Below are 23,733 nucleotides of genomic sequence, written 5' to 3'. Positions count from 1 at the left end.
GCTGGGGGGCAGGGCGGGCGGTGAGCGGAGGCCTCGCGGCCATGTCCTGCTGGTCGCCGCAGGCGTAGCCGCCATCCGGTGACAGCTTTATTCGAAAATCAGCGAGATGGCCTACTTCTCCAACTGGGCCTGAACTGTCGTTCGTTATGCCGCAATCGGATGGCTGCTTTGTAGCCGCAAACGGTCATGATCGTACACTTGTTCCACGCATCCTTTGCTTGGCACGTTGACGCTCATGTCACCCCTTAGTCGCCGTGACACGCCGAGCCAGTCACCGAGTTGCTCCACGGTATACTGATTAAATTGATCTTTGCATAAGCCGGCAGTCACGCACATAGAGAAATGAAGCGAACCTTTAGAGAACTTCACAAATCCCAACGGGTGGCTGATGGCTTCACCAGCGCTTGGAATCAAGACTTTCGTGCTGATGGTATTAGCTGGACTGAGCTACTAAAGTTTCCTCGAATACTTTTGGTCTCCGAAGCCGGTGCCGGCAAGAGCTACGAGTGCGAACAACAGGCTTCCTCGCTGTTCGATCAGGGTGAAGCAGCTTTCTTCCTCCCACTCGAACGGTTAGCGGCAGGCGGTGTGGCCTCGGTCCTGTATGGACGGCACTTGCAGCGCTTCCAGCAGTGGCAGGTCTCGTCGTCACAGGGCGCCTACTTCTTCTTGGACTCTATCGATGAACTGCAACTTGTTCATGGATCCTTCAGGGATGCGCTCACGCGCTTGGCCCACGATCTTGACGGCGCCCTCGGCCGAGCAACGATCGTCGTGACATCTCGACCGGTCGCGATTGATCGTCGAGCATTCAAGGAGATCCTTCCTGTACCGGAGCCCGCAAGCGAGACCCTGGACGGTGAAGAGTTTGTTCGCATTGCGATTCATGGCCCGAAGGAAGAAAGGCTGGATCAGCCTCTGCCGTTCATAGAGGTCGAACTCCTGCCACTTACTGATCAGCAGATCATTGAATTTTCACGCGATCGAGGCGTTGTGGTGCCGGAGGCTCTGCTGTCTGCCATCGACGCTAAACATGCCAGCGATTTTGCCCGCAGGCCGCAGGATCTCATTGAGCTCTGTGACGACTGGCGAGATCATGGCCAGATCCGCTCCCACTTCGAGCAAGTCAAGAGCCATGTCGTTGCCCAATTGGCTACACGGCCAGATAGAAGAGAGAAAGCTGAGCTGTCTGTCGAAAAGGCAAGGCAGGGTGCGCAACGGCTCGCGCTGGCCACCATCCTCGGCCGGCGTCTGACCATCCGCTATAGCGCAGGCGCGGACACGGAAGATTCCGGAGACGCTCCCATTGATCCCCGCCCACTGCTTCAGGGCTGGACAGCGAAAGAGATCGCTGCACTCCTGGAGCGCCCAATATTTGCAGAGGGGGGCTACGGGCGCGTCCGCTTTCACCATCGCTCCGTAATGGAATATCTGGCCGCGTGCCAAATCCACCAACTGATCGAGTCCGGGATTATCTCTGAGTCCTCGGCCAAACGGCTCATTCTCGGCTTGGCCAACACCAATGACAGACTGCTGAAGCCATCCATGCGGCCGGTTGCCGGTTGGCTCTCCTTGATTCGCCGAGACATTTTCGACGCGGTCTTGGTGGTAGAACCGAGCACTCTGCTGACGCATGGCGACCCAGAGTCGCTGACTGATTCACAACGCGAGCGTGCATTGCTAACGTTTGTTGAACGTTACGGAAAGGGGCAGTGGCGCGGCCTTAAGGTTCCAGATCTCCAGGTGGCCCGATTGGCGCAGGCAGCGCTTTCGGACACGATCTTGGCCGCGTGGAACAGCGGTGTTGAGAATCCAGAGGTTCGCGAGCTCCTGCTACGATTGATTTCAGCCGGCCGCTTCCAGACGTGCGCCGATCTTGCTGCCGCCGTCGCTCGCAACGCCGCATGTAGCGATCGAGAGCGATTCGAAGCTCTTGTTGCCCTGTCTAGCCTCGGTGACGGGCGACTTGGTGCATTCATCGAAGCCGCCGTCACGCTTGCGCCGGGCTGGACCGCACGCGTGGCTCGATGGATTGGGACTTTGCTTTATCCGGAGCATGTCGGCGACGCTCAGTTGCTTCAGCTACTTTCAAGTGTCCGTGTCGAATCTAGACGAGGCATCGACTATGCTGCCAGCGTCGCACTCGTCATCGAAAAGGCCGACTTGAGCACCGACCGGCTCGAAGCTCTTCTGCCCGGCCTGTTAGCTCTTACGCGCAGCAATGTCGAAGTCAGAGACGATGAGCTCGTCGACCGTGAAGGGCAATTGGAAGCGTCGACCATCCTGCGAGCCTTGTGCATTCGCCTGCTACAGCATGGCTCGAGGAGCAACGAATTGATCCAGGCGTCTGTGCTCGCGCTGCGAGCTTCGGATCTGGGCACAGGATTGCGAAAAGGAGGCACCGAGCTTCGCGCACTCCTTGACTCGCTTCCGTCGGACCTGAGGCGACAAGCCTTTGAAGCCGACCTTGCCTGGATCGCCTTGTTCAAGTCGGAGCGGGACGTACGGTACCGATATGTACGCTTGGTCTACGAGGGGGCGCTCTCCTACACCATGGAGAGGGACTGGCAGTGGGTGATTGACGCGCTATCAGAGCCAGAGGCTGCCGCCGAAAGTCGTGCGGTTCTGCTACAGCTGGCTGTGCATCTTGCTGCAGCAGGCAGTGATGGCGAAGCTGAATTCGACGCCATTCGCCGCGCTGTTGCGGAATCACCCGCTCTAATAACTCAGTTGAACGAGGCAATCGAGGCCAACAAGCCAAGCGAGGCGATTCTCCGTATGCAGGAGGAGCAGCGCAAGAGCAAAGAACGGCAGCAAAGGAAGCTTGTAAGTCAGCGGGAGGATTGGCTCGCCTTTTGGAGTGAAGTCGCCAATAGACCCGCCCTGGCACTGGCGCCAGGGCGATTAGATTCGACGGTATGGAACCTGTGGCTCGTCCTGCGCAAGAAGGGGCGTGGTGGTGATGAAGGCCGATGGGATCGTGCCTTCCTGGAAGCGCACTTCGGACACGAAGTGACGAATGCCGTAAGACGAGCTTTGATGTGCTATTGGCGGAGCATGACGCCGTCGGTGCGGAGTGAACGCAAGGTCGGAGAGAAAAACACCTACTTGGTGGTTTGGTCGATCGGTTTGATGGGCATCTATGCCGAGGCCGAGGATCCGGCTTGGGCTATCAAGCTTAGCAGAGATGAGGTCGAGTTGGCGGCGAGGTATTCGCTGCTCGAGCTCAATGGGCTTCCTAACTGGCTGGTGGCATTGGCGGAAGCGCATGCCGCTCTAGTGGAGCGCGTCATTGGTGATCAACTTGATGATGAGCTGGCAGAACCTCCAGGCAAGGAGCGGTGGCATTCCATGTTGCTTCAAGACCTGCGACACGGACCCGCGCAAATCACCCGGCTCCTCCAACCTCGACTGGCTGCGTGGTTCAGCGGGCCTGGCGAAGAGCTGATGCAACTTCCGCATAGTGAGTCTGGCGAGAGCAAGTTGGATCAAGTTGTCCGCGTCCTGATCACGCACGGCGATCAATCAATCCGCAGCGGAATTGAAGACGTTGCCGCCAAGCAGCTTGAGGCTGCGGGCAATGGCCCCTTCCTCTTCTTTTGGTTGCCCGTGCTTTGCGGCCTCAACCCGGCACGAGGCACTGCAAAGTTGCTTGAGGTCTTGGACGGGCTGCCGGTCGAGCAAGACGGCATCGCCGTCAGGGCGATTGGGAGTCTGTTCAACGAACGCCGGACGGAAGGCTCAACTGATTGGGGCTCGACTCTGACGGCTGACTCGCTTCTGGATCTGACGATTGCCATTTACCGGCATGTCAAGCCAGAGGATGATCTTGAGCATGAGAGCGCTTACTCACCGGGCTCTCGGGACTTCGCTGAGGACGGGCGACGTTACGTCTTCGACGCACTTATGCAGACGAGTGGACCAGAGGCTATGCGCGCCAAGCTGGCGCTCGCGGCGCATCCAACGTTTGGCCAGTTGAGGGATCGGATCGCAGCACTGGCGCAGGAGCGTCTGGCTGCTGAGGTTGACTTCAGCATTTTCGAAGTATCCGAGCTGGCCGGACTGTTCCAAGGAAAGGAACTGCCACCAAAGACCGGCACCGACATGGCGCAGTTGCTCGTCGATCGGCTTGATGACTTACAGGAGTTGATGCTCCGGGACACTGGACCTCGCGCAACGTGGGCAGCAGTGAATGACGAGAATACGCTTCGTCCGGCAATCGCTCGAGAACTCGAAGTTGCGGCACGGAGCGCCTACACCGTCGACCAAGAGGCCGTCACTGTTGATGGAAAGGAGACTGACATTCGACTTAGGTCCCTCTCCGGTCATCAGGCGACCATTGAACTAAAGGTGGGGGAGAAGTCACGGTCGGCGAAGGTGCTGCGGGACACCGTCGAGGACCAGTTGGTCAAGAAGTACATGGCACACAAGATGGCTAGGACGGGTTGCCTATTGGTAACTGTATCCGATCCGGCTAGGAGTTGGCTGCATCCGGATACAAACTCCCGGATCGATCGGTTTCAGCTTCAGGAGCTGCTGGAAGCTGCGGCCCAAGCTGCACAACGACGGCTTGGAGGAGACGCGAGGGTTGTGGCACGTATCCTGGATCTCACCCCACGCCTAGACACTGAAGCGGCAGCGGCTTCAAAGCCTGCCGCGCGTGCTACGCGACCCCCTGTTGGACGTAAACGAGTAACCAAATCAGAAGTGCGCGACTCAGCTCAAGCTCAGAGCACCGTAACAGCTTGCGAGAGTCGGGAATCAAAACCGTAGCTGCCATCCACCTGCAAGAACACCACTGGCAGCTCCGGCCGAGGAGGTATCGTTCAGCCTCCAGAGGCGCAGGCTCTTACGCGATTTCCTGCGCCGCGCGGCGTCCGCTCGCGGTAGCGATGAGCGTGGCGGCGAGGAGGATAACCAGTCCGCCGAATAGCTGTTGTGCCTGCCAGCGTTCCCCGAGGAAGACCGCGCCGAGCGTGACGGTGACGAGCGGTTCGACCGTGGACAGAACCGCCGCCCGGGTTGGGCCGATCTGCCGCAATCCGGCGAGGAAGGCGCCGATGGCGAACGCCGAACCAAAGATTCCGATGGCGATTGCCGCGAGCCAGCCGCGGGCGGTATCCGGCCCGTCGAAACCCGTGACGGCGGCGACACTGCCGTGCACCAGTGCCCCGGAGGCGAGCACCACGAACGCACCGGCGAGCGGCGGGGTCTGCGCCGGCAGGCGACTGCCGGTGACGATATACAGCGCATAGACGACACCCCCCAACAGGCCGAGGGCGATCCCGATCGGTTGGCCGCTGTGGTCGCCGGCCAGGGTAAGGGTGAGGCCGACGGCGGCCAGGAGCAGGGCGCCGATCTCGATTCGGCCGAGGCGATCGAAGCCGGCGATGGCCGAGATGACGGCGACGCAAATCGGGTTGGTGTACAGCAGCAGGGACACCAGACCGCTGCTCGCGTGTTGAAGTGCCGCGAAATAGGCAGCGGCCGCCGCCGCGTACAGGCCACCGCCGATCAGGCTGTAACCGGCAAGGGCGCGGCCCCGCGGAAGAGGAATGCGGTTGATGAAGATCCACCCCCCCAGGATTGCGGCACCCAGGGCGAAGCGCAGGAAGATCAGCGTGGTGGTGCTGACACCGTCCGCGTGGGCGAGATGGGCAAACAGTGCAATGCTGCCGAAGCCGGCGGCAGAGCTGATGACCAGAAAGAAACCGGAGAGCGGCATGATCGAATCCTGACGTTTACGTTGCACAGCGTATGCGAGTTGTCTTTCCGGCCGCAAACCGATAGTTTTGCGCTTGAGGCGCAAAATTATTGAGGCTCAGGATGAAGCTCCCTCCGCTCGCCTGTCTGCGCGCGTTCGAGGCGGCGGTGCGCACCGGCGGTTTCGCCCGCGCCGCCGACGAACTCGCGCTGACACCCAACGCAGTGGCCCATCAGGTGAAGCAGCTCGAAGAATGGCTGGACATGCGGCTTTTCGAACGTCACGCCCGCGGGGTCGTGCCTACGCCGGCAGGCTTGGCCTATGCGGCAGCGGTGGCTGACACGTTCGAGAAACTATCTGCTGCGACCCGGCAATTGCTGGTCCGCCGCGATGACCGCGTGGTGACCGTGACGGCCATGCCCTCGCTGGTGACTCGCTGGCTCATGCCGCGCCTGCCACGGCTGGCGGTCCGTCATCCGGACATAGAGGTGCGTGTGCTGGCCTCGGTGAAACACGTGGATCTGTTTCACGGCGAGGCGGATGTTGCGATTCGCCTCGGACGGGGGCCGTATGCCGGACTGGCATCCGAAGAGTTGCTGATCGAGAATTTTGTCGCCGTCGCCAGCCCCCGCTTTCTTGAGGCTCACCCGAATCTCGCGACGCCGGCCGATCTGTTTCGCCTACCGCTGCTCCACGACGAGGTGATCGACGCGCTCCCCGACGAGGTGGACTGGCGCAAGTGGTTCGAGGCGGTGGGCATCAAGCCGCCGCGCCGCCTCGCAGGGCACCTCTTCTCGCATACCTATCTCACCCTGGAAGCGGCAATCGCCGGGCAAGGTGTGGCGCTGGCGGGCGAACACATATTGGGCGACGCAATCACGGGCGGACGCCTGCGGGTGTTGTTTGACGGCCTGTCGGTGAAGGGGCCTTACCAGTATCACTTGCTGCGCCTGCCTGGCGCCGAAGTGCGGCCGGCGGTGGCGGCAGTGTGCGACTGGGTGCGGGAAGAGGCGCGGGCCGGGTAAGGAACCTGCCTCGTCCGGCAGGCCGTCGCACGAAACAAAAAGGGCGCCAACCTCACGGTGGCGCCCTGGGTTCGTTCCGGCAGAAGCCCGGTCAGGAGCGCAGGGGCTCCGCTGCCACGCGCTTGTCGGCAGTGCGGGTGGCCCGCGTGCCGGACGGTTCCGCGCGGGTAGTGGGTGCCGGCGCGAGCTGCGCGGAGCCGGCGGCCTCGCGCCGCCCCACGCCGAGCCAGCAGGCCAGGGCCGGTAGCAGGAAGATCGCGCCGAGCACGTTCACCAGGAACATGAAGGCGAGCAGCACGCCCATGTCGGCTTGGAACTTCAGCGCCGAGAAGGCCCAAGTGCCGACGCCGATCGACATCGTCACCGCGGTGAAGACCGCAGCCGTGCCGCGCTGGCGCATCGCTTCGTAGAAAGCCTCGCGCAGGCTGTAGCCGTGCTCGGCCAGTTCGTGCTGCATGCGTTCGTAGATGTAGATGCCGTAGTCGACGCCCACGCCGACGCCCAGTGCGATCACCGGGAGGGTGGCGACCTTGAGGCCGATCCCGAGCAAGGCCATCAGCGCGTTGCACATGATCGTCACGAGCGTCAGCGGCACGACCACGCACAGCACCGCACGCCACGAGCGGAAGGTGAGCCAGCACAGGAAGGAGATCGACGCGAAGATCGAGGCGAGCATCTGCACCTCGGCGCGCTCGACCGCCTCGTTCGTCGCCACCGCCACGCCCGCGTTGCCGCCAGCGAGACGGAAAGTCACGTTGGGCGTCTTGTCCTCGTCGATGAACTTGCGCACTTCGTCGACGACGTGCTTGAGCGTCGGGCCCTGGTGGTCGTTGAGGTAGACGGCGAGGTGGATGGTCTTGCAGCCGGCGGAGTTGAAGCCCAGTTCCGGATTCGCCGCGCGGCTGCCGGTGCGTAGCGCCGCTTCGGTGCGCTGCAGGGCGGCCCAGCGCGGGTTGGCCTCGTTGTTGCCGGCGGCGAAGAGCTTGGCGAGCCCGGCGACCGTATTCACCGACTGGACGCCGTCGACGCCGCGCATGTGGAGATCGAAGCGCTCGACGGCGTTCATGACCTCCCAGTTGAGGCAGGCCTCGGTCAGGTTCTCGGTTTCGACATAGACGGACAGCACGTCCATGCCGATGGAGTAGTTGCTGATGATGGTCTCGTTGTCTTTGTTGTAGCGCGAGTCGGCACGCAGTTCCGGCACGCCGCTGCCGATGTCGCCAGTCTGCAGCTGGCGCGAAAAGTACGTGGCGGTCGCCAGCAGCGCCAGCATCACGCCGAAGGTCACCAGCGCCGGGCGCGGTTCCGACAGCGCCGAGAGCTTCCACCAGGCCGGGTGCTTTTCCTTGTTGTCCACCGGCTGGTTGAGCGCCATGCGTTCGAGGTGCAGGTGCGACAGGATGATGGGCATGAACATCTTGTTCGTCATGATCATCAGCGCGACCCCGAGGCAGGCGGTGAGGCCCAGCTCATGCACGATGGGGATGTCGATCACCATGATCACGAGGAAGCCCAGCGCGTTGGCGAGCAGCGCCATGATGCCCGGTACCGCAAGCTTGCGGAATGCGCCTTCGGCGGCTTCCATCGCCGTCTCGCCGGCGAGCACGTCCTGCTTCCAGGCGTTGGTCATCTGTACGGCATGAGAAACGCCGATCGAGAAGATCAGGAAGGGGACCAGCACCGACATCGGGTCGATGCCATAGCCGATCAGCGGCAGCAGCCCGAGCAGCCAGATCACCGGCAGCAGCGCCACCGCGATGGCGAGCACGGTCAGCTTGAGCGACCGCGAGTACATCCACAGCAGCAGCGACGTGATCACGAAGGCGATCGCGAAGAAGGTCACGACCGTAGCGAGGCCTTCCATGACGTCGCCCATGACCTTGGCGAAGCCGACGATCTGGATGTCGACCTTGTCGCTGCCGAACTGCGCCCGAATGGCTTCGAGTTTGTGCGCGACCTCGGCGTAATCGAGCTTTGCGCCCGTGTCGGGGTTGGTCTCGAGGAGGTCGGCCTGCACCAGCGCGGACTTGAGGTCGTTGGCGACGAGGCGGCCGACCTGCCCGGATTTCGCGACGTTGGCGCGGACTTGGCCGAGGCCGCGCTCGTCGGTCTCGAAGCGCGCGGGGATCACGACGTCGCCGGTAAAGCCTTCTTCGGTGACTTCGACGTAGCGCACGTTCGGCGCGAAAATCGAGCGCACGCTGGCGCGATTGACACCGGGCGTGAAGAACACTTCATCATTGACCTTGCGCAGGATGGGCAGGAACTCGGCGTTGTAGATGTCGCCTTCGCCCTTCCACTGCACGTTCACGAGAATGCGGTTGGCGCCGGAGAAGGTAGTCGAATGCTGCAGGAAGGCTGCCATGTATTCGTGCTTGAGCGGGATCAGCTTGTTGAAGCCGGGATCCAGCCGGGTGCTGAGCGCCGAGTAGCCGAGGCCGACCGTCACGAGCAGGAAGAAGGCCCCCAGCGGCTTGCGCCAGCGAATGAGCATGCGGGCGAGCACTGCAACCAGTGCGTCGGTTCTGGACAGGGCGTGGGGGCTGTTCATGAGGCGACTCCGGGATTCTGGCGTATGGCTGGGGTAGCGATCAGACGCGGGCGGACGCGATAGCGGGCCCGACGGCTTTACCGGACGGGGCCGGCGTAGGCGCCCGCGCCGACGAGGTACGTGCCGACGCGCACGACGTAGCTGTGCTTGTTCTCGACTTTCAGGTTGGCCGGATTGCGCCATGCATAGCGCACGTCGCCTTCGCCCTTGCTCTTGGCCAACGCGATCATTTCGCGGATGAAGTACTTGCCCTTCGCATCGACGAGATCGCCGGCCTTGCGTCCGACCTGGCGCGGACTGCCGCCGTGCGCGTAGACCATCTCGTCGTCCAGGCCCACGACGAAGACGTACAGGTCGTCGTGCACGAAGCCGCCGTCGAGGCTGTTGAAGCGTTCGAAGGCGCGGTCGCCGTGCGTCTTCAACTCGTGCACAGCGCGCCACAGCATGGATTTCGCGAGTTCGATCGACGCATTCGGGGCGTAGTAGCCGACCACCAGAATGCGGTCGCCGACCACGCGATAGGTGGCGATCTTCGCTTCGGCCCGGTTGCGCGCCGGGTTGAACCAGCGGTAGTTGACGGTTCCGGTCTTGGCAGTCTTGGCACCGTCCAGGATCTCGCGCATGAAGTGGCGGCCGTCCGAGTCCGTCAGCTCACGCACGTTTCGGCCGATCAGCGCAGATGAGGTGCCGCCGCTCGCGAGGAACTTGCCGTCCATCCCCATGACATAGACGTAGAGGTCGCCGTCCTGGAATTCGCCGGCCTGGCTGAACGTCGCCATCGCCTGCTCGCCCTTGTCGCGCAAGCGTTGCTCGGCACGGTCGAGAAGGGCCTCGGTGCGCGCGGCGGCCGTTCGGTCCTCGCCGCCGGTTGCGGCAGTCTCCGCATGGAGCGACATGGTGTTTAATGCAATGCCCAGCACGGCGGCCAGGATGAGGGTTCTCAGCGGAGCCATGTCGCGACGTCCTCCCAAAGAAGATTGCGGCGAGGCTCATTGTAGGGAAGTCCTTCCGCGACTTCGTAGTCCGGCTGGACGATGTCCGGCGCTTTAGCGGGGGCAGATACTCCGGAACAGCGCCGCTTCTCGGCATCTTTGTTACCGGAAGGAGTCACTGCATGACTGTAACTGTCGTAACCGGCTCGGCGTCGGGTATCGGAGCCGCCGTCAGCGCTCAGCTGCGGCAGGCGGGGCATCGCGTGATCGGCATCGACCGACGCGATGCGGATATCGTCGCCGACCTCTCCACCGCCGAAGGGCGGCAGGCCGCGGTGGCGGCCGCACTTGAAGCCTGCAACGGCGTTCTCGACGGACTGGTTTGCTGCGCGGGGCTGGGGCCGACGGCGAGCTCCTGCGGCCTGATCGTCGCAGTGAACTACTTCGGCATGAGCGAGCTGCTCGACGGCCTCGGTGAGGCGCTGGCGCGCGGCGAGAAGCCCGCGGCGCTCCTTATCGGATCGGTGGCCTCGGCGCACCCCGGCATCGAAAAGCTGCCGATGGTCGAGCTGATGCTCGCGCGCGACGAAGCGGCAGCGAAGGCGCAGGCCGATGCAATGGGCAATCCGCAGGCGGCGTATGCGGGCTCGAAGTACGCGATCACCGTGTTCGCTCGCCGCAAGGCGGTCGAATGGGGGCGGCGCGGCATCCGCCTGAACGTGGTCGCGCCGGGCGCGGTCGAGACGCCGCTGCTGCAGGCTTCGTTGTCGGATCCGCGCTATGGCGAGGCGATCCGCAACTTCGTGTCGCCGCTGGGGCGCAATGGCAGCCCTGACGAGATCGCGCGCGTCGTCGGTTTCCTGCAGTCCGAACCGGCGAGCTTCATGCACGGAACGGTGGTGTTCGTCGATGGCGGCATGGATGCGCTGACGCGACCCGAGCGCTTCTGATCGCGCGCCGGCGCGCGATGGCGATTCCCCGCAGGCGGCCGTCCGGATGAAGCACGATTCGCACACCGGCGTGGTTCGGCCGGAGGCGGGCGACGCGCCGCCGAGCGGCCCGGAGGCACGGCGCCGGCAGATCCTCGATGCGGCCGAGGCATGCTTTCGCGACAAGGGTTTCCACGGCGCCAGCATTGCCGACATCTCCGCCGTCGCGGGGGTCAGTGCCGGCCATATCTATTACTACTTCCGCAACAAGGAAGAGATCATCGCGGCGATCGCGGAGGCCGAGCTCGAAGCCCTGCTCGAAATCCACGATAGCGTGCACCTCGAGCGCAACGTCGTCGAAGCGATCGTCGCGCGCTCGGGTGACATCGTCATTCATTACACGGACCCGCAGAACTCCAGGCTGCGTCTGGAGATACTCGCCGAGAGCGCTCGCAATCCGTGCATCTGCGCGCGTGTGCATGCGCTCGACCGCCGTGCGCGGGAAAGCGCTTACCAGAGCCTGCGGCTGGCCAACCCGAAACTGACGGGCGAGGCCCTGGAAGCACGGATTGCGGCACAGTACGAAGTGATCAGCGCGATCCTTTTCGGCATCACAGCACGCGCCGTGCGTGGCATCGCGGTCGATCACCAGGTCCTGAAGCGTGAGGTGATGGACGCGGTGCGCTGCGTGCTCGAACGCGGCTGAAGCCGTGTGTCGGCCCGCTCGCATCTTCCGGCAACCCGCGTAACGCCTCGTCGTCCGTTCGGGCGGCGGGGACTCTGCCCGAAACTGCAGATGCTCCGTTCCCGCCGGCATTAGTCTCAACGGACGATGTTCCGCTTACACGCCGGGTGAATGATTGGCTCCATCAAGAGTGCCGTCGTCTGACGCCGCCGGCACTCCGACCCCACGCCGCAAGGGTGCGCGCGCGAGGGGGCGAGAGAACAGCAATGACGGAGACAAATGCATGGACAACGGCATCGCGGCCAGCAAGGCATCGCAGCCTTTGCAGGATATCGTGTCGCGCGACGAGACCCAGGCCAGGCTCGATCGGCGCGCACAGAGCAGTGCGCTGATCAAACCGCGCGACCTGTACACGATTGCGGACCGCGTCGAGGCTCAGGCCGCGGTGCAGGGCCGGAGGACCTTCCTGAGTTACGGCGATGCCCGCTTCAGCTATGCGGAGGTCGATGCGCGCGCCAACCAGTACGCGCATGCCATGCGCGCGCGAGGACTTGGGCCGGGGGACGTATGTGCGATGGCTATCGAGAACCGCCCGGAGTTCTTCTTCGCATGGTTCGGGCTGGCCAAGATCGGTGCCGTTGCCGCCTTCATCAACACGCAGGTGAGCGGTCGGCCGCTGGCGCACGCGATCGAGACGACCGGCGCGAAGGCGGTACTGGTCGGCGAGGAGTGTCTTGCCAACTTTTCCATGACTGAAGAACTTCCCGCCGTGATGCAGTGGCTGCTGCCGGATGCCGAAAGGCCGGCACCTGCGGGCCTGAGACGGCCCGGCGATACCGATTTTGCGGATGAGGTCGAGCGCGCGCCGCGCGAAGCTTTCCCGCGCGACCTGCGCGCGCCGCTCACAGCGGAGACGCCGGGCCTGCTGATCTTCACCTCCGGCACTACGGGGCTGCCCAAGGCGGCGCGCTACAGCCACATGCGCTGGCTGTCATCGGGCGACGTGATGGTCGACACCATCGGCGCGAGCCCGAACGACGTCTTCTACTGTTTCCTGCCGCTGTATCACGGCGCGGCGGCGACCTCGGTCACGTCGACGGCGCTGAAGGCGGGTGCAAGCATCGTCGTCCGGCGAAAGTTCAGCACGCGCGAGTTCTGGAACGATGTGCGCCGCCACGGCATCACGGTGTGCCAGTACATCGGCGAGATCTGCCGCTACCTGCTGAACCAGCCTGCCACCCCTCAGGACCGGGAACACGCGCTGCGCTGCATGATGGGCGCGGGTCTCACCCCGGAGTCCTGGCTGCGCTGGGTGGAGCGTTTCGGTGCGGTACAGATCTTCGAAGGCTGGGGCTCGACCGAGGCGAACGCCAACCTCATCAACGTCGACAACCGCATCGGGTCCTGCGGCCGAGTGCCGTACTGGGAGAAGACCAACTTCCGTCTCGTGCGCTACGACCTCGAAAGCGGCGAGCACGTGCGCGATGCGCGCGGCTTCTACCTGCTGTGCCAACCGGGCGAGGTCGGCGAGGGGATCGGCTACATCGTGGATCATCCGGACATCGGCGGCGGGCGCTTCGAGGGCTACACCTCGGCGGACGCCACGGAAAAGAAGATCCTGCGCAATGTCTTCGTCGACGGCGACGCCTACTGGAGCTCCGGCGACCTGCTGCGCTACGACGACGACGGTTACTTCTACTTCGTCGATCGTATCGGCGACACCTTCCGCTGGAAAAGCGAGAACGTGTCGACGATGGAGGTCGCCGACGCGCTCTCCGATTATCCCGGCGCGGAATTGATCAACATCTACGGTGTGCAGGTGCCCGGCCACGAGGGGCGGGCGGGCATGGCGGCGGTGGTGATGCAGGACGGACACCGCTTCGATCCGGCCGGATTCTACGCGCTCACCGAGGAACGCCTGCCGCGCTACGCGGCGCCGCTCTTCGTGCGCGTGTCGCAGGCCGCCGACCTCACGACCACCTTCAAGCTGCGCAAGGTCGACCTGCAGCGTCAGGGCTACGACCCGGCTGCCTTCGACGACCCGCTGTACGTCCGCAGTGAGACGGACCGCACTTACCTGCCGTACTCGTCCGCCGCGCTGGAGAAGGTGGGGGTGCCCGCTTTCGGAGCGACGTTGGAGAAGTCGATATAGTCCATTTGGACGATGTGCGCCGCCATTGCGCGGCGCAAGTTGCGTCATACATCGGACCGAACGTCCATCTCCCCGGCGGGAGGGGCGGTTCGGGATCGGTTCACCGAAGAGGCCCGTCAGAGGCCCGACTGGAGAGAGACAATGACGATCAAGCTGCTCGTGTTCGGCGCCTTGTGTGCCTTTATTGGCTCCCAGTGGTTCAAGGGGAGCGCGTCGTCGGACAATGTCGCGTCTTGCGCCGCATCCGTTCATCACTGCCAGGGAATCGTCCTGGGACGGGCTTCGCCCGACCAGTTCTTCGCCGCGCTGACGACGCGCTAGGCGAATATCGGCTTCTCTTCGCACCGCCCCGGTAGAAGGGAAGCGCGACGTCTCTTGCGCCCACCGTTCAATGTCTCGTCCTGCCGCCGGATGGACGTCCGGTGAGCGCGCCCGTATTTGCGCGCCGATCAGTTCGCCGGAATCATCGGGCAGCTCGGGGGCTGGAGACCGGCGACGGCCCCAGTCGGGGCCAGCCGAAAACCTATTTAAGCGCCATCAGCAAGAAGGGCACGCCGACCAGTCCCGTCCATCCCATCCGCCCCCAGAAGGCGAGGCGGCTGGACTGATGGTTCCACAGGCCGAGTGCGCCGAAAGCGCCCATGGCGCCTGCGCCCGGAATCCAGATGCCGCTCAGGCCTGCCAGTCCGAGCACGCCCATCATGCGCACCCCGGCACCGGAGCGTGAGCGTAGAACAGGCGACTTGATGCCGGCTAACCCGGCGAGACCGATCAGGCCGATCAGGCCGATCCAGGGGATGACTGCGTCCACGTGCCGTTCTCCTCGCATGAAAGTCGACGCCCCGAATGTGGAGCGTCGTTGGTGTGTCGACGTTTGCATCGGCCACCGGTGCGCGCATCATCCACGCGGACTAGATTGCAGCAGGCGTGAAGGGAAGCTCGAACCGGCCTAGTCGATTTGAACGATTACCGCGCGCTCGGGCCTGTGGCATCGTTCCCCCATCGCCGGCAACGGCAAGGGCAAATCGCGAACAGGGGCTGACATGGGACTGAAAGGACAGGCCGCGATCGTTGGGGCGGCGCAGTACAAGCCGGAGAAGTACGCGACCGCGCCGCGCATGTTCCACCTCGAACAGGTGGCGGATCTCGCGGCGCGGGCGCTGCAGGACGCCGGGCTGAAGGCGTCGGATCTCGACGGCCTGGTCATCAACGGGCCGCAGTTCCACGAGGCCTCGGTGTTCGTTCCCGCGATGGCCGCCGAATACCTCGGCATGAAGTTGAACTTCGCCGAGGTCGTCGACCTGGGCGGCACGACTTCCGTGGGGATGGTGTGGCGCGCAGCCGCGGCGATCGAGCTCGGGCTGTGCCAGGCCGTGCTGTGCGTGCTGCCGGCGCGCATGGCGCCCTTTGGCCCCGACGAGGACCCGGCCTGGATGGCCCGGGCGATGCGCTTCGGCGGGCATAGCACGGCGTTCGGCGCACCCGAGGCGGAATTCGACCTGCCCTACGGCCACATGGGCCAGAACACCGGCTACGCGATGATCGCGCAGCGCTATGCGGCGAAGTACGGTTACGACCCGCTGGCGATGGCGAAGATCGCCGTCGATCAGCGCACCAACGCCCTGACGAACCCGGATGCGATGTTCTTCGGCAAGCCGCTCACGGCGGAAGAGGTCCTCGCGAGCAAGATGGTGGCCGATCCGCTGCACGTGCTGGAGATCGTGATGCCGGTCGCGGGCGGCGCGGCGGTGATCGTCGCGTCGAAAGAGCTCGCGGCGCGTGCGCGTAACCGCGGAGCCTTCGTCACGGGTTTCGGCGAGCATCTCGCGTTCAAGTCTCCCTCGTATGCAGCCGAGATGACCGAGACGCCGATCGGACCCGCGTCGCGGCGCGCATTCGAGATGGCGGGCATCAAGCCGGCCGATGTCGACGCCGCGCAGATCTACGACTGCTACACGATCACGGCACTCCTCACGCTCGAGGACGCCGGCTTCTGCGAGAAGGGCGAGGGCATGCGCTTCGTGCGCGAGCACGACCTCACCTGGCGCGGGAATTTCCCGATGAACACGCACGGCGGTCAGCTCAGCTTCGGCCAAGCCGGATCGGCTGGCGGCATGTCGCAGGTGATCGAGGCCTTCACGCAGCTCGCCGGCCGTGCCGGCGATCGTCAGTTGAAGCGTTGCGACCGGGTGTATGTGTCCGGCACCGGCGGTGTGATGAGCGAGCAGGGCGCCTTGATCCTGCAGGGAGCGTGACGAAGATGTCGATGAACAAACCGATGCCGGTGCCGACCGAGATCTCGGCCCCGTTCTGGAATGCCCTGAAGGAGGGCGTGCTGCGGATTCCGCACTGCACCGCCTGCGGTCACTGGATCTTCTACCCGCGGCGCCACTGCGACCGCTGCTTCTCGCATGCCGTCGAATGGCGCGAAGTGTCGGGCGCCGGCCAGCTCTATTCCTACACAGTCGCGCGCATCCCGACGCTACCCGACTTCGCCGACGAGATGCCGCAGAAGCTCGCGGTGGTCGAGCTCGACGAAGGCGTGCGCATCAACACCACGCTGGTCGGCCTGAACGAAGACGAGATCCGCATCGGCATGCGCGTGAAGCCGGTGTTCGACAAGGTGCGCGCCGACGGCGCGACGCTGCTGCGCTTCACGGCGGCCGACAGCGAATTCCCGGTACGTATCGACAGCACGCCGGACGCGCTCGCCGCCGCGGCGGACGCGAAGTTGGCCGCGGAGATCGCCGCGAGCCCGGTGCGCCAAGTCCACTTCGACGACGAGGCGGCGATGAAGTCGCTGGTGAGCGATGCCTTCACGCCGTGGAGCAACCAGGTCGTCGTCGACCAGGCGCTGATCGACGAATTCGCGAAGCTCTCCGGCGATGATTACTGGATTCACACCGATCCCGATCGCGCCGCGAAGCAGAGCCCGTTCGGCGGCACGATCGCGCACGGCGCGCTGGTGCAGATCCTGCAGTCGCGCCTCAAGATGCCGCTCGGCTTCGAGGTCACCGGCTTCAACAACATGGTCAATTACGGCTCGGACCGCCTGCGCTTCCCCGCGCCAGTCCCCGCCGGCTCCCGCATCCACGCCCGTGCGCGGGTGAAAGCGGTCGAGAAGCTCGCCAAGGGCATGCAGCTCACGCTGGAAGTGACCACCCATGTCGTCGGCAGCGAACGCCCGTCCGTGATCAACGATCTGGTGATTCTGTATATGTAGTTTTGTAGTGGTCTCGTGTGGTCCTCTCCTTATTGGCCGCTCTGCCCTTCGGGTGAGCGGCATTTTTTTGTCTTCTCCGCACAATTGGTCACGTGCATTCCCCGCCGAGGGGAGCGTCTTCTTGCAAACCCGGTGCGCTTGCGTTAATGAATGAAATTAGTACAGTCGGTGACAAAACGGATCGGGGAAAGCCATGAATAGCGCGAAAAGACAATTTGGCCTGTGGCTCGCACTGTGCCTTTCGCTTCCGGTCTTCAACGCCGGCGCACAGAACGGCACGGAACTCGCTCCTGACAAGGCCCGGATCGCGAACTACTGGACCGGCGAACGCAGAGCAGCCGCGATTCCCCGGGATCTCGTCATCGACCATCGCGGCTTGGGCTACTTGAAGGGGCGGGACGGTGTCCTCCATCCGTATGGCCATAACGTCGCATTCGAAATCACCGCGACGGGAACGCCGGCTCCAGCCGCCGGGAAGCCGAGCGGTGGAAGCGGTGACACAACGCCCCCGTCAGTTGACGGAATGGACCCCGCCCCCGGTGCGACGATCGGAGCTTCGTACACCTTTGCCGCCACGGTTGCCGATGCAAGCGGCCTCCGGTCGGTGACTTTCAAGATTGCGAAGAACGGTGCACGTGCGAAGTCCTTCTCTGCCACCAATACCAGCGGCAGTGTCTGGAGCGTGGGGCTGCAGGGGTTCACCGATGGCAGCTGGACCTGGCAAGTCGTCGCAAAGGATAAGGCGGGTAACACGACCACGAGCCAGAACCAGGGCTTCACCGTGAATACCACCAGCGGAGGCGGTGGCGGAAACGTCATCACCAACGCGCGCTGGAGCGGAGGCGCAGTACAGAAGGCCGCCGGGCGTGTCTATTTCGAGATGCCCTACAACGGCGGCTGGGGTGGTTTCGTTTGTTCCGGAACCGTGGCGACGGACGAGACGGCGGGTCGCTCGCTTATCGTCACCGCAGCGCACTGCGTGTATGACGATGCCAACAAGGTCTTTGCGCGCAACGTGCTGTTCATTCCGGATCAGGATGACGGCGGCACCGACAAGACCGACCTCAACTGCGGCAACGACCCGATGGGCTGCTGGCTGCCCACGTTCGGGGTCGTGGATACCAACTGGACCACTCGGACCTTCCCGAACAACGTCGCATGGGATTATGCCTACTACGTCGTCAGCGATACGGGGGCCCATACGGGTACTACGGTACCGTCGGCAGCCTTGGATCAAACCGCAGGTGCCCTCGCGATAAGTTTCGATCCGGTAAGCCATGACACCATGGACAGCTCGGATTACACGACAGCCTTGGGCTATTCCTACAAGGACGATCCGAATTTCATGTACTGCGCGCAGGACATGACGACCAACGGCACTGCCAACTGGTGGCTCGCTGATTGCGGACTTTCCGGCGGAGCGTCCGGTGGCCCGTGGGTGCAGCCGATGGACGACGCACTGGGCAGTGGCCCCATCATCTCCGTCAATTCCTGGGGCTACGTCGATCGGTTTGGCAATTCGCTGCCAGGCATGGCAGGGGCGAAACTGGTCGATACGTCTGCGAACTGCGTTTTCGGTGCAGCGAAACAGCTCCCATTCCCGACCACTCCGCCAGCGGACGGGAAGGCAGGATCCGCCGTCACCTGCCCCTGATTCCGCCCGGCCTTGCCTGAAAGCCGTTGATGCGCCCTGTTCGGGCGCGTCAACGGCTTTGCTCATTTCACGTCATCCACAGATCCCCCGTCCGGGGTGGCCGACTGCTTAGTCTCAACGGACGATGAGCATGCCGCAGCTCGTCGCGAAAATGGCTTCCATACCGGCAAAAGGCCGGGCTCATGGGAGCCAGAGACATGATCGATATTCGCGGTCTGGGCTATATCGTCGCCCAAACCGATCAGCTCGCCGAATGGCAGCGCTACGCGCAGAACGTGCTGGGCATGATGACTGCGCCGGCGCCCGGCGGCGGTTTGTACGTTAAGATGGACGAGCGTCCGTTCCGCATGCTGGTGGTGGAAGGGGCCGAGCGCCGTTACCTCGCGTCGGGCTGGGAACTGGCGGACGAGCGCGCCTTCGATGCCGCGATCGCCGTGCTCGAACAGAAGCGCGCGAAGTGGGAGCCGGCGTCGGCCGGGTTGTGCGAGCAGCGCGGCATGCAGGCGATCGCGATCGTCACCGATCCCGCCGGAAACCGCCATGAACTCGGCTGGGGCCATCGCTCGGACTGCCAGCCTTTCGTGTCGCCGCAGGGCGTGCCGCGCTTCATCACCGGCGACATGGGACTCGGCCATACCGTGCTGCCCGCCCCGAATTTCGACGAGACCGTGGCCTTCCATCGCGACGTGCTGGGCTTCGGCGTGTCGGACATCTTCAATTTCCGCCCCGACCCGTCCGCTCCGGCGGTGCGCATCCACTTCCTGCACTGCGCCAACGCGCGCCATCACAGCCTCGCGCTGGCGGAGTACCCGGTGCCTTCGGGCTGCGTGCACGTGATGGTCGAAGTCGATTCGATGACCGAGGTCGGCCGCGCGCACGACCGCCGCATCGCGCACGACGTGCCGCTGTCGGCCACGCTCGGACAGCACCTCAACGACCGCATGATTTCCTTCTACATGAAGACGCCGTCGGACTTCGATCTCGAATACGGCTGCGGCGGGCTGCAAGTCGACTGGTCGCGCCACGCCGCCTTCGAATTCACGCGCGTGAGCCTGTGGGGCCACGATTTCTCGGTCGGACAGCGATAAGGACGCACCCATGGACAAGCGAATGACCACGGCCGATGTCGTCGGCGCACTGCGCGACGGCATGACGATCGGCTTCGGAGGATGGGGGCCGCGGCGCAAGCCGATGGCGATCGTGCGCGAGATCCTGCGCTCGCCGGTGAAGGATCTGACGGTGGTCGCCTATGGCGGGCCTGAGGTCGGCATGCTGTGCGCGGCGGGGAAGGTGAGAAAACTCGTGTTCGGTTTCGCCACGCTCGACGCGATCCCGCTCGAACCGTATTACCGCAAGGCGCGCGAGGCGGGCGAGCTGACGGAGCTGATGGAGCTCGACGAGGGCATGTTCCAGTGGGGCCTGCGCGCCGCCGGCATGCGCCTGCCCTTTCTGCCCACGCGCTGCGGCCTTGCGACCGACGTCGTGAAGCTCAACCCCGAACTGCGCACGATCCGTTCGCCCTACGACGACGGCGAAGTGCTGATCGCGATGCCGGCGCTGAAACTCGACGTCGCGCTGCTGCACGTGAATGTCGCCGACCGCCTCGGCAACACGCTGGTGACCGGGCCCGACCCGTACTTCGATCACCTCTTCGCGCGCGCAGCCGACCAGTGCTACGTGTCCGCGGAGCGCGTCGAGGAGCGGCTGCAGCTGGATGCCGCGAGCGCGCGCAGCAACACCTTCGAGCGCTACCTCGTGACCGGCGTCGTCGAAGCGCCCTTCGGTGCGCATCCGACCTCGTGCCCGTCCGACTACGGCTGGGACATGAGCCACTTCAAGCGCTACGCCGCGAGCGCGGGCGAGGAGGGCGGCTGGCAGGCCTATGTCGATGAGTTCGTCACCCCGGGCGAAGCCGCCTACCAGGAAAGGAACGGTGGAGCCGCGCGTCTCGGGACGCTGCCGCTGCCGGTGTTCTGAGGAGATCGCGCGATGACCGAAAAGACTGATTTCACACTGGCCGAACTGATGATCGTCGCCGCCTCGGAAGCCTGGCGCGGTGACGGCGAAGTGCTCGCGTCCGGCCTCGGCGTGATCCCGCGCCTCGGCGCGAGCCTCGCGAAGCTCACGCACAGCGAGGGCCTGCTGATGACCGACAGCGAAGCCTTCCTCGTCGAGGAGCCGATCCCGCTCGGGCCGCGCGGCGACTACCAGCCGCGCTATTCGGGCTGGATGCCCTTCGAGCGCGTGTTCGAGTGCGTGTGGGGCGGACGTCGCCACGCGATGATCGGCCCGACCCAGATCGACCGCTGGGGCCAGACCAACCTCTCGTGCGTCGGCGAGTACGCGAAGCCCAAGTCGGCGATGCTCGGGGTGCGCGGCCTGCCGGGCAACAGCATCAACCACATCAACTCCTTCTTCGTCCCGAATCACGGCCGCCGCGTGTTCGTCGAGGGCGAGGTCGACATGGTGTCGGGCGTCGGTTTCAAGCCCGAGCGTTGGAACGACGGCGAGCGCAGCGACCTGATGCAGATCCGCATCGTCGTCACCGACCTGTGCGTGATGGATTACGACGGCCCGGCGCGGGCGGCGCGCGTGCGCTCCTTGCATCCCGGCGTGAGCTTCGCCGAAGTGCAGGAGAAGACCGGCTTCCCGCTCATCGCGGCGGCCGAGCTGCGCGAGACGCCGCATCCCACCGCCGACCAGCTTGCGCTGATCCGCCGCCTCGACCCCCACGACCTGCGCGCGACCGCGATCAAGGGCAATCCGCCGGGCATCCGTCCGGCCGTCTGATCGGGCAAGGAAAAACGACAATGACAGCCCCCTCGACCCCCAACGTCGGCGACTTCGTCAGCCGCGCCGACACCTCGTCATACGAGACCGACACGCCGGTGCAGTACGTCGTGCAGGACGGAATCGCGACCGTGACGATGTGCCGGCCGGAGTTCAACAACGCGCAGAACTCGCAGATGACCTACGCACTCGACGCGGCCCTGCGGCGCGCCGTCGATGACGACGCGGTGAAGGTGATCGTATTGCGCGGCGAGGGCCGCCACTTCTCGGCGGGGCACGACATCGGCACGCCGGGGCGTGACATCAACAAGCCCTTCGACCGCGTGCAGCTTTGGTGGGATCACACCAACAAGCCCGGCGGCGAGTACCTGTATGCGCGCGAGCAGGAGGTGTATCTCGGGATGTGCCGGCGCTGGCGCGAGCTGCCCAAGCCGACCATCGCGATGGTGCAGGGGGCGTGCGTCGCGGGCGGGCTGATGCTGGCGTGGGTGTGCGACCTGATCGTCGCCTCCGACGATGCATTCTTCCAGGACCCGGTCGTGCGCATGGGCATCCCGGGCGTCGAGTATTTCGCCCATCCCTTCGAGCTGCATCCGCGCATCGCCAAGGAGTTCCTCTTCGTCGGCGACCGCATGGGGGCCGAGCGCGCGTACCAGATGGGCATGGTCAATCGCGTCGTGCCGCGCGCCGAACTCGAAGCGGCTACGTACGCGATCGCCGCGCGCATCGCGCAGCAGCCGCGCATGGGCCTCGCGCTGACCAAGCAGGCGATCAACCACGTCGAGGACCTGCAGGGCAAGCGCACTGCGATGGACGCCGCCTTCGGCTGGCACCACTTCGCACATGCCCACAACGAGCTGCTGTCGGGCGACAAGCTCGGCGGCTACGACGCGAAGGCCATGGCGCAGGCCAACAAGCAGGCCGCCACCGCAGGAGAGGGCGCATGAACCGCGACGCGCCGTTCGACTTTTCCGCGCTGCTGCGCACGCCGCTCACCGAGGCGCTGGGCTGCCGCTATCCGATTGTGCAGACGGCGATGGGCTGGGTCGCCGACGCGAACCTCGTGATCGCGACGACCCGGGCCGGCGGCTTCGGCTTCCTCGCCGGCGCGACGATCGAGGCGCACCGGCTCGAAGGCGAGATCCGCAACGTCATCGCCGCGACGGGCGGAACGAACTTCGGGCTCAACTTCCACATGTTCCAGGAAAACGCCGCGCAGTGCGTCGATCTCGCGATCCAGTACAAGCTGCGTGCGGTGAGCTACGGGCGCGGACCGGACAAGAAGACCATCGCGCGCTTCAAGCAGGCCGGCGTGCTGTGCATCCCGACCGTGGGGGCGCTCAAGCACGCCGTGAAGGCGGTCGAACTCGGCGCCGACATGATCACGATCCAGGGCGGCGAGGGCGGCGGACACACCGGCGGGGTGCCGACCACGATCCTGCTGCCGCAGGTACTCGACGCCGTGAAGGTGCCGGTGATCGCGGCCGGCGGCTATTCGACCGGACGCGGGCTGGCCGCGGCGCTGGCGGCAGGCGCCGCGGGCATCGCGATGGGCACGCGCTTTCTGATGAGCACCGATGCGCCGACGCCGCGCGCGACGCTGGAGCGTTACGTGGCGGTCGACGATCCGCAGAAGATCCGCGTGACGCTCGCCGTCGACGGCATGCGTCACCGCATGATCGACAACCCTTTCATCCGCCGTCTCGAAGCGGCCGGCCCGCTGGGACGCCTCGCGATCGCGCTCAAGAGCGCGTGGGCGTGGAAGGCGCAGACGGGCATGAGCGTGGGGCACATGCTGGGCGTGCTGCGCCAGGCGATCAGGGAAGACGCCGGGGCGGTGTCGCAGACGGTGATGTCGGCGAACCAGCCGGTGCTGCTGCAGCGTTCGATGGTCGAAGGGCGCCCGGACGAGGGCATCTTGCCGAGCGGCCAGGTCGCCGCGGCGATCGGCGAGCTGCAGAGCTGCGACGAACTCATCCGCGGGGTTGCCGTCGAGGCCGAAGCCTGCTTCGCGCGCCTGTACTCGCGCCTCGATGCGCCGGTAACCAGCACTGCGGCCTGAACCGCGACCAACGACACACCCCGACC

The 23,733-nt window shown here is 64.7% G+C and carries 18 protein-coding genes; 14 read left to right on the top strand and 4 right to left on the bottom strand.

All coding sequences use genetic code 11. The features are described from left to right. Positions 1 to 342: 342 nt before the first annotated feature. Positions 343 to 4,773, top strand: a complete 4,431-nt coding sequence (gene hyoA / locus GO615_RS16430; protein ID WP_169129946.1) for an NACHT domain-containing antiphage protein HyoA — start codon at positions 343 to 345, stop codon at positions 4,771 to 4,773. Positions 4,774 to 4,849: 76 nt separating this feature from the next. Here hyoA and GO615_RS16425 read toward each other — a convergent pair whose 3' ends face one another. Then, complete coding sequence (locus tag GO615_RS16425) at positions 4,850 to 5,725, bottom strand: DMT family transporter (protein WP_169129944.1); 876 nt, start codon at positions 5,723 to 5,725, stop codon at positions 4,850 to 4,852. A gap of 101 nt (positions 5,726 to 5,826) precedes the next feature. On the opposite strand from GO615_RS16425, the gene GO615_RS16420 reads away from it, so the two are divergent. Continuing rightward, positions 5,827 to 6,729, top strand: a complete 903-nt coding sequence (locus GO615_RS16420) for a LysR substrate-binding domain-containing protein (protein ID WP_169129942.1) — start codon at positions 5,827 to 5,829, stop codon at positions 6,727 to 6,729. A 91-nt stretch (positions 6,730 to 6,820) separates the two neighbouring features. Here GO615_RS16420 and GO615_RS16415 read toward each other — a convergent pair whose 3' ends face one another. Next, positions 6,821 to 9,280 (bottom strand): efflux RND transporter permease subunit, encoded by a 2,460-nt coding sequence (locus GO615_RS16415; protein WP_169129940.1) that lies wholly within the window; start codon positions 9,278 to 9,280, stop codon positions 6,821 to 6,823. A 77-nt stretch (positions 9,281 to 9,357) separates the two neighbouring features. After that, a complete protein-coding gene (locus GO615_RS16410; protein ID WP_169129938.1) occupies positions 9,358 to 10,233 on the bottom strand; it encodes a cache domain-containing protein in 876 nt (291 codons plus the stop codon). A gap of 161 nt (positions 10,234 to 10,394) precedes the next feature. Between GO615_RS16410 and GO615_RS16405 the strand changes: the two genes are divergently transcribed. The 4 genes from GO615_RS16405 (at position 10,395) to GO615_RS16390 (ending at position 14,299) form a co-directional block, all read left to right on the top strand. Continuing rightward, positions 10,395 to 11,162, top strand: coding sequence for an SDR family oxidoreductase (locus GO615_RS16405; protein WP_169129935.1), 768 nt, complete (start codon positions 10,395 to 10,397; stop codon positions 11,160 to 11,162). Positions 11,163 to 11,208: 46 nt separating this feature from the next. Beyond that, positions 11,209 to 11,847: a TetR/AcrR family transcriptional regulator gene (locus tag GO615_RS16400; RefSeq protein ID WP_169129933.1), complete on the top strand. Its 639-nt coding sequence runs from the start codon at positions 11,209 to 11,211 to the stop codon at positions 11,845 to 11,847. A 262-nt stretch (positions 11,848 to 12,109) separates the two neighbouring features. Then, a complete protein-coding gene (locus GO615_RS16395) occupies positions 12,110 to 13,978 on the top strand; it encodes a long-chain-acyl-CoA synthetase (RefSeq protein ID WP_169129931.1) in 1,869 nt (622 codons plus the stop codon). A 141-nt stretch (positions 13,979 to 14,119) separates the two neighbouring features. After that, positions 14,120 to 14,299: a hypothetical protein gene (locus GO615_RS16390; protein ID WP_169129929.1), complete on the top strand. Its 180-nt coding sequence runs from the start codon at positions 14,120 to 14,122 to the stop codon at positions 14,297 to 14,299. 202 nt (positions 14,300 to 14,501) lie between these two features. Here GO615_RS16390 and GO615_RS16385 read toward each other — a convergent pair whose 3' ends face one another. Further along, positions 14,502 to 14,789, bottom strand: a complete 288-nt coding sequence (locus GO615_RS16385; protein ID WP_169129927.1) for a hypothetical protein — start codon at positions 14,787 to 14,789, stop codon at positions 14,502 to 14,504. 232 nt (positions 14,790 to 15,021) lie between these two features. On the opposite strand from GO615_RS16385, the gene GO615_RS16380 reads away from it, so the two are divergent. The 8 genes from GO615_RS16380 (at position 15,022) to GO615_RS16345 (ending at position 23,707) form a co-directional block, all read left to right on the top strand. Beyond that, entirely contained in the window at positions 15,022 to 16,233 is a 1,212-nt protein-coding gene (locus GO615_RS16380; protein WP_169129925.1) for a thiolase family protein, read from the top strand. 11 nt (positions 16,234 to 16,244) lie between these two features. Next, entirely contained in the window at positions 16,245 to 17,201 is a 957-nt protein-coding gene (locus GO615_RS16375) for a bifunctional OB-fold nucleic acid binding domain-containing protein/MaoC family dehydratase (protein ID WP_246262328.1), read from the top strand. A gap of 193 nt (positions 17,202 to 17,394) precedes the next feature. Next, a complete protein-coding gene (locus tag GO615_RS16370) occupies positions 17,395 to 18,855 on the top strand; it encodes an Ig-like domain-containing protein (RefSeq protein WP_169129921.1) in 1,461 nt (486 codons plus the stop codon). A gap of 197 nt (positions 18,856 to 19,052) precedes the next feature. Further along, positions 19,053 to 19,943 (top strand): VOC family protein, encoded by an 891-nt coding sequence (locus GO615_RS16365; protein WP_169129919.1) that lies wholly within the window; start codon positions 19,053 to 19,055, stop codon positions 19,941 to 19,943. Between the two features lie 10 nt (positions 19,944 to 19,953). After that, a complete protein-coding gene (locus GO615_RS16360) occupies positions 19,954 to 20,832 on the top strand; it encodes a CoA transferase subunit A (protein ID WP_169129917.1) in 879 nt (292 codons plus the stop codon). 12 nt (positions 20,833 to 20,844) lie between these two features. Further along, complete coding sequence (locus GO615_RS16355) at positions 20,845 to 21,645, top strand: CoA-transferase subunit beta (RefSeq protein ID WP_169129915.1); 801 nt, start codon at positions 20,845 to 20,847, stop codon at positions 21,643 to 21,645. A 20-nt stretch (positions 21,646 to 21,665) separates the two neighbouring features. Continuing rightward, a complete protein-coding gene (locus GO615_RS16350; RefSeq protein WP_169129913.1) occupies positions 21,666 to 22,592 on the top strand; it encodes an enoyl-CoA hydratase in 927 nt (308 codons plus the stop codon). After that, positions 22,589 to 23,707: an NAD(P)H-dependent flavin oxidoreductase gene (locus tag GO615_RS16345; protein WP_169129911.1), complete on the top strand. Its 1,119-nt coding sequence runs from the start codon at positions 22,589 to 22,591 to the stop codon at positions 23,705 to 23,707. Before GO615_RS16350 ends, GO615_RS16345 begins: the two co-directional genes overlap by 4 nt. Positions 23,708 to 23,733 lie beyond the last annotated feature (26 nt).

It is taken from the genome of Aromatoleum evansii (assembly GCF_012910805.1).
GTDB classification, from domain to species: domain Bacteria; phylum Pseudomonadota; class Gammaproteobacteria; order Burkholderiales; family Rhodocyclaceae; genus Aromatoleum; species Aromatoleum evansii.
This window is presented reverse-complemented; position numbering and strand designations above follow the sequence as displayed.